The sequence below is a fragment of the Streptomyces sp. NEAU-174 genome (genome assembly GCF_052665095.1).
In genome coordinates this window covers 84,590-98,332 of sequence record NZ_JBQTCE010000023.1, presented here as the reverse complement: position 1 = coordinate 98,332, position 13,743 = coordinate 84,590, and the positions used below count along the sequence as shown (strand labels likewise).

Annotated in this window: 15 protein-coding genes; 8 read left to right on the top strand and 7 right to left on the bottom strand. The window is 71.8% G+C overall.

Features of this window, described 5'->3' with window-relative positions:
• Positions 1 to 147 precede the first annotated feature (147 nt).
• Positions 148 to 516: a hypothetical protein gene (locus ACT2CW_RS44050; protein WP_020867132.1), complete on the top strand. Its 369-nt coding sequence runs from the start codon at positions 148 to 150 to the stop codon at positions 514 to 516.
• A 16-nt stretch (positions 517 to 532) separates the two neighbouring features.
• On the top strand, positions 533 to 997 hold the full coding sequence (locus ACT2CW_RS44045; protein ID WP_445520703.1) for a hypothetical protein: 465 nt from the start codon (positions 533 to 535) through the stop codon (positions 995 to 997).
• A gap of 24 nt (positions 998 to 1,021) precedes the next feature.
• Here the strand turns inward: ACT2CW_RS44045 and ACT2CW_RS44040 are convergent, their stop codons facing one another.
• From ACT2CW_RS44040 to ACT2CW_RS44030, 3 genes are all read right to left on the bottom strand, one after another.
• Positions 1,022 to 1,525 carry a GNAT family N-acetyltransferase gene (locus ACT2CW_RS44040; RefSeq protein ID WP_164434715.1) on the bottom strand — a complete coding sequence of 168 codons (504 nt, stop codon included), beginning with the start codon at positions 1,523 to 1,525 and terminating at the stop codon, positions 1,022 to 1,024.
• 123 nt (positions 1,526 to 1,648) lie between these two features.
• On the bottom strand, positions 1,649 to 2,170 hold the full coding sequence (locus tag ACT2CW_RS44035) for a sigma-70 family RNA polymerase sigma factor (protein ID WP_445520667.1): 522 nt from the start codon (positions 2,168 to 2,170) through the stop codon (positions 1,649 to 1,651).
• Positions 2,171 to 2,322: 152 nt separating this feature from the next.
• On the bottom strand, positions 2,323 to 3,486 hold the full coding sequence (locus ACT2CW_RS44030; protein WP_445520666.1) for a glycerophosphodiester phosphodiesterase: 1,164 nt from the start codon (positions 3,484 to 3,486) through the stop codon (positions 2,323 to 2,325).
• A gap of 304 nt (positions 3,487 to 3,790) precedes the next feature.
• On the opposite strand from ACT2CW_RS44030, the gene ACT2CW_RS44025 reads away from it, so the two are divergent.
• Together ACT2CW_RS44025 and ACT2CW_RS44020 are read left to right on the top strand one after the other, a co-directional pair.
• Positions 3,791 to 4,423, top strand: coding sequence for a lysophospholipid acyltransferase family protein (locus ACT2CW_RS44025; RefSeq protein WP_166484177.1), 633 nt, complete (start codon positions 3,791 to 3,793; stop codon positions 4,421 to 4,423).
• A 280-nt stretch (positions 4,424 to 4,703) separates the two neighbouring features.
• On the top strand, positions 4,704 to 5,510 hold the full coding sequence (locus ACT2CW_RS44020; RefSeq protein ID WP_250853462.1) for an alpha/beta fold hydrolase: 807 nt from the start codon (positions 4,704 to 4,706) through the stop codon (positions 5,508 to 5,510).
• A 192-nt stretch (positions 5,511 to 5,702) separates the two neighbouring features.
• Here the strand turns inward: ACT2CW_RS44020 and ACT2CW_RS44015 are convergent, their stop codons facing one another.
• From ACT2CW_RS44015 to ACT2CW_RS44000, 4 genes are all read right to left on the bottom strand, one after another.
• Positions 5,703 to 6,692 carry an aldo/keto reductase gene (locus ACT2CW_RS44015; RefSeq protein WP_445520665.1) on the bottom strand — a complete coding sequence of 330 codons (990 nt, stop codon included), beginning with the start codon at positions 6,690 to 6,692 and terminating at the stop codon, positions 5,703 to 5,705.
• A gap of 38 nt (positions 6,693 to 6,730) precedes the next feature.
• Positions 6,731 to 8,161 (bottom strand): argininosuccinate lyase, encoded by a 1,431-nt coding sequence (argH, locus tag ACT2CW_RS44010; RefSeq protein ID WP_445520664.1) that lies wholly within the window; start codon positions 8,159 to 8,161, stop codon positions 6,731 to 6,733.
• A 113-nt stretch (positions 8,162 to 8,274) separates the two neighbouring features.
• The gene (locus tag ACT2CW_RS44005) at positions 8,275 to 9,471 is read right to left on the bottom strand and encodes an argininosuccinate synthase (RefSeq protein ID WP_182469710.1); all 1,197 of its coding nucleotides are present in this window, start codon (positions 9,469 to 9,471) and stop codon (positions 8,275 to 8,277) included.
• A 109-nt stretch (positions 9,472 to 9,580) separates the two neighbouring features.
• Entirely contained in the window at positions 9,581 to 10,150 is a 570-nt protein-coding gene (locus ACT2CW_RS44000; protein ID WP_445520663.1) for a MarR family winged helix-turn-helix transcriptional regulator, read from the bottom strand.
• A gap of 65 nt (positions 10,151 to 10,215) precedes the next feature.
• Here ACT2CW_RS44000 and ACT2CW_RS43995 point away from each other — a divergent pair, with 65 nt between their 5' ends.
• The 4 genes from ACT2CW_RS43995 (at position 10,216) to ACT2CW_RS43980 (ending at position 13,740) form a co-directional block, all read left to right on the top strand.
• Entirely contained in the window at positions 10,216 to 10,932 is a 717-nt protein-coding gene (locus tag ACT2CW_RS43995) for an SDR family NAD(P)-dependent oxidoreductase (protein ID WP_445520662.1), read from the top strand.
• 31 nt (positions 10,933 to 10,963) lie between these two features.
• Entirely contained in the window at positions 10,964 to 11,245 is a 282-nt protein-coding gene (locus ACT2CW_RS43990; RefSeq protein WP_445520661.1) for a hypothetical protein, read from the top strand.
• A 113-nt stretch (positions 11,246 to 11,358) separates the two neighbouring features.
• Positions 11,359 to 12,216: an endonuclease/exonuclease/phosphatase family protein gene (locus ACT2CW_RS43985; protein WP_445520660.1), complete on the top strand. Its 858-nt coding sequence runs from the start codon at positions 11,359 to 11,361 to the stop codon at positions 12,214 to 12,216.
• A 195-nt stretch (positions 12,217 to 12,411) separates the two neighbouring features.
• A complete protein-coding gene (locus tag ACT2CW_RS43980; protein ID WP_166484175.1) occupies positions 12,412 to 13,740 on the top strand; it encodes a ferredoxin reductase family protein in 1,329 nt (442 codons plus the stop codon).
• Positions 13,741 to 13,743: the final 3 nt, after the last annotated feature.

The window sequence follows — 13,743 nt, the reverse complement described above, 5'->3', positions numbered from 1 at the left end:
CGCCGCAGCGTACGTGGGGCCGGCGGAGGCCCTCGGGCGCGGGGCCGAGCGCAGTGCGCCGGGCCGGGCCGATTACCCTCGTCCCATGCTTGTCACTCCCTGTGTGCGCCGCCGTCGGGTGCGCCGCCGCACCGCGCGGAGGTCCCGTTGATCGACGCGCTGACGGTCGCGCTCGGTGTGACCGCGCTCCTCCTCGCCGCGTGGTGCGGCTTCGCCGCCTACCGGGACCAGCCGACCAAGGACTGGCACTTCATCGGCATGGCCGTGGTGGCCCTGCTGGCGATCGTGCAGCTGGTCATAGGAGTGGTGCGGCTGGCGGGCGGGGCCGACCCCCAGCAGGGCGTGGCCATCTTCGTGGCGTATCTCATCGGCTCGGCGCTCGCGGTGCCGATCGCGGCGTTCATGTCGCTGACGGAGCGGACCCGCTGGGGGTCGGCGACGGTCTCCGCGGCGGCCGTGGTGCTGGCCGTGCTCGAGGTGCGGCTCTACGACATCTGGGGAGGCGTCGGTGGCTGAATCACGGGAGGCGTCGATGACCGAGGAACCGGCGGCCGGCAAGGCGACCGGGAAAGCCGAGAGGGCGGCCGGGAAACCGGAGTCCGCCGCGCGCACCGGGCTCGGTCAGGGGCCGGGGCGGCTGCTGGTGATGCTCTACGGGGTCTTCACGGTGGCCGCCGCGTCCCGCTCGGTCTACCAGCTGATCGCGCAGTACCAGGAGGCCCCGCTCGCCTACATCCTCTCGGCGGTCTCCGCCGTGGTGTACGCGTTCATCACGGTCTCGCTGGTGCGCGGCGGCGAGGGCGCCCGCAAGGCGGCGATCGTCTGCTGTGCGCTGGAGCTGCTGGGGGTGCTGACCGTGGGCACCTGGACCCTCGCCGACCCGTCGGCCTTCCCGGACCAGACGGTGTGGTCCGACTACGGGATGGGCTATCTGTTCATCCCGATCTTCCTGCCGGTCACGGGCCTGCTGTGGCTGCGGAAGGCCCGCCGGAGCTGACCCCGGCGGGCCCCGCGTCCCGCGTCAGGCGCTGCGGGCGTACGCCGTGGCCGTGGCGTCCTTCTCCAGGGTGACCAGGCTCAGCCTGCGGTTGACCTCCTCGGTGCCCACCTGTGCGTAGCCGTAGCGGCGGTACAGCCGCAGATTGCCCTCGCTGCGGTGGCCGGTGAACAGGCGGTACCGCTTGGCGGCCCGCTCCTCGGAGAGTCGCTCCTCGATCGCCGCGAGCAGCCGTCCGCCCAGGCCGTGCCGCTGCATCCGGGGGTGGACGATCAGCTTGGCGATGGCGGCGGTGCCCTTGTCGTCGACGACTCCGCGGACCGAACCGACGACCTCCGCGCCGAGCCGGGCGACGAGCACACAGCCCTCGCTCAGTTCGGCGCGCAGGTCGTCGAGCGACTGCGTCAGCGGTTCGATCGAATAGTCGCCGTAGAGCTCCGCCTCGGCCTGGTAGCACAGATACTGGAGCTTCAGGATCTGCTCGGCGTCGTCCGCGGTCGCCGCGGAGATGGTCACGCTCATGCCCATGTGCGCATGCCTCCCCTATGTCGTCAGTCCACCGGCCGCGGTGAGGGTAGGAGTGCGACCGGGGGTTCATGGCCTGGGTGGAGGCGCCGCGTGGTCGGCGTCCGCCTCCGAGGCGCCGGTTGTCTATCGCTCCTTTCCCCATGGTTCAGGAGCCGCAACCTCCGCCGTGAGCATTCTGCGCAGGCAACCCAGACATCGGGAACGTACCGGGCCCAGACTGCCCTGTGACATTCCCAACTGACCGGCGATTTCGCGATACGTCGGATCGGCGCGGGAGAGCATCGCCGCGAGCAGCGCGGGGCAGCGCCCGGGCAGCCGCCGCACCGCCGCGCGCAGCGTCCGGCGGGTCTCCGCGGTCAGCACGGCGTGTTCGGCCGGGCGCGGCTCGGGGCCGCTGGGCGGGCCGCCGGCCACCGGGTCGTACGGCACCTCGCGGCGCGCCCGGCGCCTGGCCCCGCGCACCTCGGCCCGTACGGCGCAGCGCAGCCAGCGGGCGGGGTGGGGCGGCGGTCCGGTGTCCCGGGTGCGCTCCAGCAGCCGCAGCCAGACGGCCTGTTCGAGTTCGGCGGGCTCGACGCCGACGCCGTGTGCCTCGGCCTCCGCTTCGGCGGCCAGCAACGGGCCCAGCTGCTTCACAAGGTCCATGCCGGGCGGGACGAGGGCCGGTCGTGGGGTGGTTGCCGGGTGACCGTGGTCTCACCCGACCGGGGAAGCGGCGGGGCCGCGCCTTGACGCTCGCGCGCCCCGCCGCCGCCTCTCACGGACGGATCACTCGCCTTACGGCCGGATCGGGCGGATCACTTGCGGAAGTCCGCCGCCGCGAGCAGCGCGGTGTCCGCGTTGTCGGAGAAGATGCCGTCGATTCCGGTCGCGAAGTATGCCTTGAACGCACCGAAAGCGTCACCGTAGGCGTTGGGGTCGCTGCCGCGGCGGAAGTCGGCCGGGAGGAAGGTGTTCTCGTTGCGCATGGTGTACGGGTGCAGGATCAGCCCCGCCGCGTGCGCGTCCTTCACCACGCTGGTCGGCGTGCCCAGCTTGCCGTCCGGCGTCCGGGGGATGATGACCGACAGATCGGGGCCGATGCCCTGGGCGTAGCTCGCGATCCACTTGAGCCCCTCGGGCTTGACCAGGTCCGCGACCGTCCGCGGGTCGTTCGCCTCGACGAAGTCCCAGGGCCTGCTGTTGATCGTGGACAGCAGCACGACGGCCGGGGTGTCCACCAGCTTGCGCAGCCGCTGGATGCTGCTGGGCTCGAAGGACTGGAGGAACAGCGCCGAGTCCTTGCGGTGGCGGCCGTAGCGGCGGAGCAGCTTGGCCACCCGCTCCTCGAGGCCGAGGCCGAGCTTGCGGAAGTAGGTGGGGTGCTTGGTCTCCACGTACAGCCAGACCCGGCGGCCGCGCTCGCGGCCCTGGCGCTCGGCCCACTGGAGCACCTCTTCGAAGGTGGGCACCTCCCAGCGGCCGTCGTAGAGGGTGTTGCGCTGGCGGTTGCCCGGGATGCGCTCCTTGGCGCGCAGCGTCTTCAGCTCGGCGAGGGTGAAGTCCTCGGTGAACCAGCCGGTGAGCTTGGTGCCGTCGACCGTCTTGGTGGTCTTGCGGTCGGCGAACTCCGGGTGGGCGGAGACGTCCGTGGTGGCCGTGATGTCGTTCTCGTGGCGGCAGACCAGATGGCCGTCCTTGGTGGGGACCAGGTCCTGCTCGATGATGTCCGCGCCCATGTCCAGGGCGAGCTGGTACGAGCCGAAAGTGTGCTCGGGCCGGTAGCCGCTGGCGCCGCGGTGGCCGATCACGGTGGGAACCGGGAGCTCATGGCCCCGGCCGGACGCTCCCGCGGCCGCGCCCGGCGCGGTCCGCGTCTCCGCGGCCGTCGCCGTGCCCGCACCGCTCAGCGCCATCGCTCCCGCACCGAGGGCCGCGGCCCCCAGCAGGGCGCGCCGTCCGGGCTTCTGCTCCCGCTCCATGCAGCACTCCTTGATGTGGTGTTCAACACCTGTCAAATCCCGTCAGAGAACGGCCTGATGGTAGGCGTGGGCGGCTTTCCTACGGGAGACATCGGGCGAAACGCGTGGGGAACGCGGGTCAACACGACGTACCAGGTGGGTGAACCTGGTGTGCGCCGGAGCGCGACCGGCGAGTATCGTCCTCATCGGCGCCCGGGTGCGGTACGAGGTTGACGGACCGTACACGGTTGCGTCCCAGACCTTGACCCCGACCGGAGGGCCCGTGTCCCGATTCGCGTTTCTGAAGGCAGTACTCGGTCCGCTGATGCGCCTGATGTTCCGCCCACGGGTCGAGGGGGCCGAGGGCATTCCGGGCTCGGGCCCGGTGATCCTCGCCGGGAACCATCTCACCTTCATCGACTCGATGATCCTGCCGCTGGTCTGTGACCGTCAGGTCTTCTTCATCGGCAAGGACGAGTACGTCACGGGCAAGGGCCTCAAGGGCCGGCTGATGGCCTGGTTCTTCACCGGCGTCGGCATGATCCCGGTGGACCGGGACGGCGGACGCGGCGGTGTGGCGGCGCTGATGACGGGGCGCCGGGTGCTGGAGGAGGGCCGGGTCTTCGGCATCTACCCCGAGGGCACCCGCTCCCCCGACGGCCGCCTCTACCGCGGCCGCACCGGTATCGCCCGCCTCGCGCTGATGACCGGCGCGCCCGTGGTGCCGTTCGCGATGATCGGGACCGACCGGATCCAGCCGGGCGGCAAGGGGCTGCCGCGGCCGGGCAAGGTCGAGGTCCGCTTCGGCGAGCCGCTGGAGTTCACCCGCTACGAGGGCATGGACCGCGACCGCTATGTGCTGCGGGCCGTGACCGACGAGGTGATGAGCGAGGTCATGCGGCTGTCGGGGCAGGAGTACGTGGACATCTACGCCACGAAGGCGAAGTCCGCCGCATAACGGCTGACGCCTGGTGTTTTCGGGCGAACCGCGGCGGTCCGGTGTTCGGACCGACGCGGTTCTGCGTCCGGGCGCGCGGAGTTACATCCGGGCCGCCGGGGTTTGGTCGCGCGGGCGCGCGCGGCCGGGCGCCGTGCGTTTCGGGCAACACGGCCGCCTCGCGCTCCGGCGAGCCGACGCTCCGGCCGGTGTCCTGGGGCATCAGGCTTGCGGAAGATCGGATTCCACTACCCGCTGGTCACCACCGGGCACGGCCACTATGGTGCCGCGAGTGACCACGATGACCGTGCCCTCCCCCGACTTCGTGATGCTGCGCGGTCGGCGGTTCGCCGTGACCGATTTCGGCGGGCCGGGCGACCCGGTCCTGGCCCTGCACGGCCACTTCGGCCGGGGCCGGATGTACGCGCCGCTGGCCGCCGCGCTCGCCCCCGAACGGCGGGTGATCGCCCTCGATCAGCGGGGGCACGGGCTGACCGGCGGCGGTGGCCCCTTCACACTGGACGAGTACGTGGCCGACGCCGCCGCGCTGCTGCGGGAGCTGGACCTCGGCCCGGTCCCGGTCGTCGCCCACTCCACCGGCGCGGTGGGCGCGTACGCGCTGGCCGCCCGCCATCCGGAGCTGGTGAGCGCGCTCGTCGTCGAGGACATCGGCGCGGTGACGGACCGTCCGGTGGTCAGCCATCCGGTGCTCGATGTCTCCGGGTGGCCGACCTGGGCCGTGGACCGGGAGAAGCTGCGCGCCGCCATCGAGTCCCGGGGCATCGCGGACGCCTCGTACTTCCTGGACAGCGCCGAGCCGGACCCGCAATCGGGCGGCTGGCGGCTGCTGTTCGAGCCCAGCCATATGATGGCGTCCCAGCAGGCGATGTGCGGTGACTTCTGGGACGACTGGCTGGGCTCGTCCTGTCCCGCGCTGCTGATGCGTGGCGAGCACAGTTCGCTGCTGCCGCCGGGCCATGCCCATGAGATGGCCACCCGGCGCCCCAACACGCGGCTCCGCGAGTTCGCCGGGTGCGGTCACTGGATCCATGACGACGCGCCTCGGCCGTACACCCGCGCGGTGCGTTCGTTCCTGAGCCTGCTGTAGCGGGTACGGTGCCCGGCGGTACGCGTACGCCTGCGGCGGGCTGCTCCCCTACCCGCCCCTTCCCACAACTGGGGCTCCGCCCCAGACCCCGCTCCTCAAACGCCGGAGGGGCTGAAAAGCGGGGCTCCGCCACGGTGCGCGACCAGCCACGACGGCGCCGCAGACGTCGACGGCATCTCGGGGCCGGAGCCGTCACGCCCAGGGCAGTGCCGAGCGGTGGTGCCAGTAGGTCTCCGGGGGTTCGGCCAGTTCCTCCAGCTGGGCCAGCCGGGGCTCGTCCAGGCGGAGATCCGCGGCGGTCAGGTTGGACCGCAGTTGGTCGGTCGTGGCGGCGCCGGAGAGGACGACCGTCACCCAGGGGCGGTGCAGCACCGCGGCCAGCGCGACCGCGTCCGGAGTGGCACCCGTCTCCTCGGTCACCCGGCGCTGGGCCTCCGGAAGCCGCTCGGCCGCCGCGGTGAGCCGGCCGTTGGCCACGGCCTCCTTGACGATGACCGCCCGGCCCGCCGCATGGGCCTCGGCCAGCGCCGCCCCGGCAGAGGGCTCCAGCAGGTTGTAGGTGGACTGGACGGTACGGAAGAGCGGCCGGCCGTCGACCTCCACGGCCAGCGCGGCGCGGATCGCCTCGGCCTGGCGCGGACCGCTGGTGGACACGCCGACCGTCACGCCCTCCGCGGCGAGCTCCGCCAGCCGCGCGTGCAGCCCGGGGTCGGTGAGGGCCGGACTCTCGGGGGTCACCGAGTGGATCTGGTAGAGGTCCAGCCGGTCGCCGAGCAGCGCGTCGGTCAGCTCGCGCTGCCGCTCGAAGGTCTCGACGCCGTGGTCCTTGACCTCGTGGGTCTCGGCGTCCGTACGCCACTCGGCGACATACGTATAGCCCCACTTGGAGCCGACGACCACGTCCCGCGCGGCGTCCGGGCGCTCCAGCAGCCAGTCGGCGAGGAACTCCTCGGCCCGGCCGTAGGAGCGCGCGGCGTCCAGATAGCGCACCCCGGCGGCGTACGCGGCGTCCAGCAGCTCATGGCTGCGCCGCCGCATCACCTCGACCGGGCGCTCGGCCGGGAGGTCACGGTCCCGGCCGAGGTTGATGTAGGCGGGGCGGCCGACCGCGGCCAGGCCGAGCCCGATCCGGGCCGCCCCCGCATCGGGGGCCGCGATCTCCGTGAGACGTTCGACGCCCATGCTCCGTGTCCCCACCTCTCCCTTTCGGTCCGTCGCTGTCAGCGCTTGGCGCCCGCCCACGCGTACTGGGCGGCCAGGTCCTCCTTGACCTCCGCGAGCTGGGCCCGCACCGCCACGGGGGCGGTGCCGCCGCGGCCGGCGCGCGCGGCCAGCGCGCCCTGCACATTGAGGACGCCGCGGACCTCGGGCGTCAGATGCGGCGAGATCTTGGCGAACTGCTCGTCGGTGAGCTGGTCGAGCTCGATGCCCGTCCGCTCGCACTCCTTGACGCATTCCCCCGCGACCTCGTGTGCCACCCGGAACGGCACACCCTGCCGTACCAGCCATTCGGCGATGTCGGTGGCCAGCGAGAACCCGGCCGGGGCCAGCTCCTCCATGCGCTCGCGGTTGACGGTCAGCGTGGCCATCATCCCGGTGAAGGCCGGGAGCAGCACCTCCAGCTGGTCGCAGGAGTCGAAGACCGGCTCCTTGTCCTCCTGGAGGTCGCGGTTGTACGCGAGCGGCAGGGCCTTGAGCGTGGCCAGCAGCCCGGTGAGGTTGCCGATCAGCCGGCCGGACTTGCCGCGGGCGAGCTCCGCGATGTCCGGGTTCTTCTTCTGCGGCATGATCGAGGAGCCGGTGGAGAAGGCGTCGTGGAGGGTCACGAAGGAGAACTCCTTCGTGTTCCAGAGGATGATCTCCTCCGCGATCCGCGACAGATCGACGCCGATCATGGCGGTGATGAACGCGAACTCGGCGACGAAGTCACGGGAGGCCGTGCCGTCGAGCGAGTTGGCGGACGAGCCCCGCTCGAAGCCGAGGTCGGACGCGACCGCCTGCGGGTCGAGACCCAGCGAGGACCCGGCCAGCGCACCGGAGCCGTACGGCGAGACGGCGGTGCGCTCGTCCCACTGCCGCAGCCGCTCCGCGTCCCGGGACAGCGCCTGGACATGGGCGAGGACATGGTGGGCGAAGAGCACCGGCTGGGCGTGCTGGAGGTGGGTACGGCCGGGCATCGCGACGTCCGGATGCGCCTCCGCGAGCCCCACCAGGGCCTGCTGGAGGTCGGCGATCAGCCCGCCGACGATCCGGGCGTGGTCGCGCAGATACATCCGGAAGAGAGTGGCGATCTGGTCGTTCCGGGACCGTCCGGCCCGCAGCTTGCCGCCGAGGTCCGGGCCCAGCCGCTCCAGCAGTCCGCGCTCCAGGGCGGTGTGGACGTCCTCGTCGGCGATGGTGCCGGTGAACTCGCCGGAGGCGACATCGGCCTCCAGCCGGTCCAGGCCCGCCAGCATCCGCTCCAGCTCATCGGCGGTGAGCAGCCCCGCCGTGTGCAGCACCCGGGCGTGGGCGCGGGATCCGGCGATGTCGTACGGCGCCAGGCGCCAGTCGAAGTGCACGGAGGCGCTGAGCTTCTCCAGTGCCTCGGACGGGCCGTCGGCGAAGCGGCCGCCCCAGAGCCGGACGTCGCCGCTGTTGCCGTTGCTCACGCTGTTGCTCCTGTCGGCTGTGGGTGTGCGACCGCCTCCCCGCCGCGGGGCGGGGAGGCGGCTCGTGACGCGTCGCGTACGTCGGGTACGCGGGCTTGACGCTGGTAGGCAGGCTACTGCTGGAGATCCCGCTTCGCGGCGATCTTGCTGGACATGCCGAAGATCTCGATGAAGCCCTTGGACAGCGACTGGTCGAAGGTGTCGCCGGTGTCGTAGGTCGCCAGGTTGAAGTCGTAGAGCGACGCCTGCGACCTCCGTCCGGTGACGACGGCCCGGCCGCCGTGCAGGGTCATCCGGATCTCGCCGGACACCTGCTCGTTCGCCTCGGCGATGAATCCGTCCAGGGCCCGCTTGAGCGGTGAGAACCACAGGCCGTCGTAGACCAGCTCGCCCCAGCGCTGCTCGACCTGCCGCTTGTAGCGGGCCAGCTCGCGCTCGACGGTGACGGCCTCCAGCTCCTGGTGGGCGGTGATCAGCGCGATGGCGCCGGGCGCCTCGTAGACCTCCCGCGACTTGATGCCCACCAGCCGGTCCTCGACCATGTCGATCCGGCCGACGCCCTGGGCGCCCGCGCGCTCGTTCAGCCGCTGGATGGCCTGGAGCACGGTGACGCGCTCGCCGTCGATCGCGACGGGGACGCCCTTGTCGAAGGTGATGACCACCTCGTCGGCCTCGCGCGGCGTGGCCGGGTTGGAGGTGTACTCGTAGAGGTCCTCGATCGGCGCGTTCCAGATGTCCTCCAGGAAGCCGGTCTCCACGGCCCGCCCGAAGACGTTCTGGTCGATCGAGTACGGGGACTTCTTGCTGGTCGCGATCGGCAGGCCCTTGGCCTCGCAGAAGGCGATCGCCTTGTCCCGGGTCATCGCGTAGTCCCGGACCGGCGCGATGCAGGTCAGATCGGGGGCGAGGGAGGAGATACCGGCCTCGAACCGCACCTGGTCGTTACCCTTGCCGGTGCAGCCGTGGGCGACGGTCCCGGCGCCGTGCTTGCGGGCGGCGGCCACCAGGTGCTTGACGATGGTCGGCCGGGACAGCGCGGAGACCAGCGGGTACCGGTCCATGTACAGCGCGTTGGCCTTGATCGCCGGAAGGCAGTACTCCTCCGCGAACTCGTCCTTGGCGTCCGCGACCTCCGCCTCGACCGCCCCGCAGGCGAGCGCGCGCTTGCGGATGACGTCCAGGTCCTCACCGCCCTGGCCGACGTCCACGGCGACGGCTATGACCTCGGCACCCGTCTCCTCGGCGATCCAGCCGATGGCGACGGAGGTGTCCAGGCCGCCCGAGTAGGCGAGTACGACGCGCTCGGTCACGGGTGCCTCCTTACGATCCATGCGCTCTTACGATCCATGCGCTTCTCTGCATGAGTATGCACTGGACTGTATGTTTCGTCAATGCGGCGGGCTCCGGGCCCTCCCCCGGTCACCGCCCCGTACGCCGCCGGACGTCCGCCATCAGCCTGTCCAGCAGCCCGGCGAGCACCGTGCGCTCCTCGTCCGACAGGCCGTGCACCAGCCTGGCCTCGCGGCCGAGCACGGTGTCGACGGACCGCTCGATGAGGGCGTGGCCCTCGGCCGTCAGACACACCAGGACGGTGCGACGGCCGGTGGTCCCGGGTCTGCGCACGACGAGGCCTTCCCGCTCGGCCCGGGCGACGCGCTGCGAGATCGCTCCGGCGGTCACCATGGTCCGGCGGGCGATCTCGCGCGTGCTCAGGGCGTAGGGCGGGCCGGAGCGGCGGATGACGGACAGCAGATCGAGGGTGGCCGCGTCGATCCCCGCCGCGCGCAGCGCCCGGTCGCGATCGTCGGCGAAGAGCTTCCCCAGCCACCAGATGGGGGTGACGATCTCGATCGACTCCGTGGGGGCACCCGGGCGCTCCCGCCGCCAGGCCGCGGCGATGTCCGCGGCGGAGTGGACGGCCCCGGGCTCCTCCGATGCGCCATAGGCGCCGGGCTCCGGGACATCGGGGGTGGGGCCGGGGTCGGCCATGGATGCGTTCTCCTGTCGCCATGAGTTACGTTTAGACCTAAACGTAGCTGAGTGGAGGAGGAGTTGTGAGCCGGACCGTGCTCATCACCGGTGGCACCAGCGGCATCGGCCGCGCCATCGCGGAGGCGTTCATCGCCGACCAGGCGGAGGTCTTCATCACCGGCCGCCACCCCGACACCGTCGAACGGACCGCCAAGGAGACGGGTGCGCACGGCGTCGTCTGTGACGCCGGCTCCCCCGAGCCGGTCGCCGCCCTCGCCGACCGGCTCGACGAGCTGGACGTCCTGGTCAACGCGGCCGGCGGACTGCCCGAGGCGGCGTCCGACGGCCTCTCGCCCCTGGACGCGCTGCTCGCCCAGTGGCACAGCAGCCTGTCCCAGAACCTGCTCACCGCGGTGCTGACCACCGCCTCCGTCCAGGAGAAGCTGACCGGCGGCGGTTCCGTCATCAGCATCGGCTCGATCGGCGCCGAGCGCCGGGGCGGCTCGTACGGCGCGGCGAAGGCCGCCCTGGCCGCGTGGAACGCCTCGACCTCCGCCGAGCTCGCGCCGAAGGGCGTCACCTGCAATGTCATCTCCGCGGGCTTCATCGCCGGTACGAACTTCTTCCAGGGCCAGATGACCGAAGAACGCCGCGCCGCGCTCGTGGCGGAGACCCACAACAAGCGTGCCGGCACGGCCTGGGACATCGCACGAACCGCCTTCTTCCTCGCCTCGCCCGGCGCGCGGCACATCACCGGCCAGACCATTCACGTCAACGGAGGCGCTTTCACCACGCGGTAGCACCTGCCCATTCGGCCGCCGGGCTGAGACCATGGCGGGGCGGGGAGCGCAGCTGCGGACCGAGGGGGAGTCGGGGCCGGTGCAGAAGAAGCAGATGATGGTGCTCGGCGCATTCGTGGTCGGGGTCCTGTGGATCAACAACCACGGTGACGGCAACACCCGCGACGACAAATCGCCGAATCCGCATCAGACGGCCCGGTATCCCGTCCACTTCGAGAAGGACGACGGAAAGAAGGGCGGCGGGAAGGACGCCAAGAAGCGGCCCGAACCGCGCTCAACGGTGTCCTACCCGATCAAGTTCCACCATCGGTGACGGCCATGGGGGCGCGGACGGCGGACGGCTCCGGCCGAGACGACTCCCACCCGCCCGAGGCCGTTCATGGCGCCGTGGGAAGGCGTTCGGAACCGGAACGCACGCTGACCGCCATGAATCAGCTGAACCCTGCCCCCAGCCGCCGCCGGTTCCTCGCCGCGGCGGCCGGCCTCGGTGCCACCGCCGCCGCCGGGACGGCCGGGGTGGCGGCCGCCGCCACCGGCCCGCGGCCGCTGCGCGTGGCCACGTTCAACATCCACCACGGCGCGAGCCCCGCCGACGTACTCGACCTGGACCGCGTCGCCCGGGTGATCCAGGCCATGCGGGTGGACGTCGTCGGCCTTCAGGAGGTCGACCGGTTCTGGAAGCGCAGCGGCTTCGTCGACCAGCCCGCCTGGCTGGGCGAGCGGCTGGGGATGCGGCACGCCTTCGGCGCCAACCTCGACCTGGACCCGGAGGAGCCCGGCCGGCCACGCCGTCAGTACGGCACCGCGGTGCTCTCCCGCCGGCCGATCCGGTCCTGGACCAACACCCCGCTGCCGCTCATCCCCGGCCATGAGCAGCGCGGTCTGCTCCGGGCCACGCTGGACGTGCGCGGCGCGTGCGTCGACTTCGCGGTGACGCATCTCCAGCACAACGACAGCCAGGAGCGCGAGCGGCAGTCCGCCCGAATCGTCGAGCTCCTCGGCTCCTCCCCCGAGCGCACCATCCTGGTCGGCGATCTGAACGCCACGTCCGAGACCCCGGAGATCCGGACCCTGACCGACGCGCTCGGCGATGTGTGGCCCCAGGCCGGGACCGGCGACGGCTTCACCTACGACTCCGTCAACCCGCACGCCCGTATCGACTTCCTCCTCCCCTCCCGCGACCTGCGCCCGCTCACCGCCCAGGTGTGCACGGCGGACCCGGAGGCGTCGGACCACCTGCCGGTGGTGAGCGAGCTGCTGTTGCCCGTACGCCACCGCCGGTGACGCCCGAAGCCTGTGAAGCCTGAGCCGGACCTGTGAGCCACGGCCGAAATCTGTGAGCCACGGCCGAAACCTGTGAATCCCGGCGGCCTTTGAGTCATCCCGCGCTCGGGGCCGTATTCCCTTGCGCCGGAGCCCAAGGGAAGGGGACAGGCCGTGACGACGCTACTGAACAGCCGGGCCGGGCGGCGGCAGGCGATGCGCCGCATCCAGCCCCGCCGTTCGCATGCCGTGCCGTTGATCCTGCTCAGCCTGGCAGGTGCGGCGGCGGTGCTGTCGCTGTGGTGGCAGAACACCCCGAACGTCGAGGGCACCGCGCAGTGGCTGACCCACGCCGGGCGGCTCAGCGGGCTGCTCGGCGGCTATGTCCTCGCCCTCGTCGTCCTCCAGATGGCGCGCGTTCCGGCGCTGGAGCGGCGGGTGGGGTCGGACCGGGTCTCGCGGTGGCACGCGTTGAGCGGGCGGTACGCGCTGTGTCTGATCGTGGCGCATGTCGGGCTGATCATCGCGGGCTACGCGGAGCAGGCCGGCACCGGCCTCGTCGACCAGTCCGTCACCGTGGTCATGGACTACCCGGACATGATCAAGGCGGTGGTCGGCACCGCGATGCTGGTGGTGATCGGGCTGATCTCGGCGGGGATGGTGCGCCGCCGGATGCCCTACGAGGTCTGGTACTACCTGCATCTGTTCACCTATCTGGCGGTCTTCCTGACGTTCTGGCACCAGCTCGCGACCGGCGCCGAGTTCGTCGGGAACAAGACCGCGGAGACCGCCTGGTACGCGCTGTACGGCACGGTCACCGCGCTGGTGGTCTGGTACCGGCTGCTGGTGCCGCTGCGGCTGAACCTGCGGCACCGGATGCGGGTGGAGGCCGTCGTACCGGAGGCCCCCGGAGTGGTGTCGGTGCTGATCAAGGGGCGCAAGCTGCACCGGATCGGAGCGCAGGCCGGGCAGTTCTTCCGATGGCGGTTCCTGGCCCCGGGGATGCGCTGGGGCTCCCATCCGTACTCGCTCTCCGCGCCGCCCCGGCCGGAGCTGCTGCGGATCACGGTGAAGGCGGTGGGCGGCCACAGCACGGGGCTGGCCTCGCTGAAGCCGGGGACGCGGGTGTGGGCGGAGGGGCCGTACGGCGCGATGACCGCGGCCCGGCGCAGCCGCGGCAAGGTGCTGATGATCGCGGGCGGTGCCGGGATCACCCCGATCCGGGCGCTGTTCGAGACGCTGCCGGGCAAGGGCAGCGACCTCACCCTGCTCTACCGGGCCCGCAGCGTCGAGGACCTGGCGCTGTGGAACGAGCTGAAGCAGATCGCGACCGAGCGCGGGGCCCGGCTGCTGTACGCGGTGAACGGCCCGGACGGCGCCCGGCCGGAGATCACCGCGGAGCGGCTCGGCCATCTGCTCCCCGATATCGAGGACCACGACGTCTATCTGTGCGGCCCACCGGGCCTGGCCGAGCACGCCTACGGGGCGCTGCGTGAGGCGGGGGTTCCGGATCGCCGGATCCACCACGAATCCTTCGAGCTGTGACCG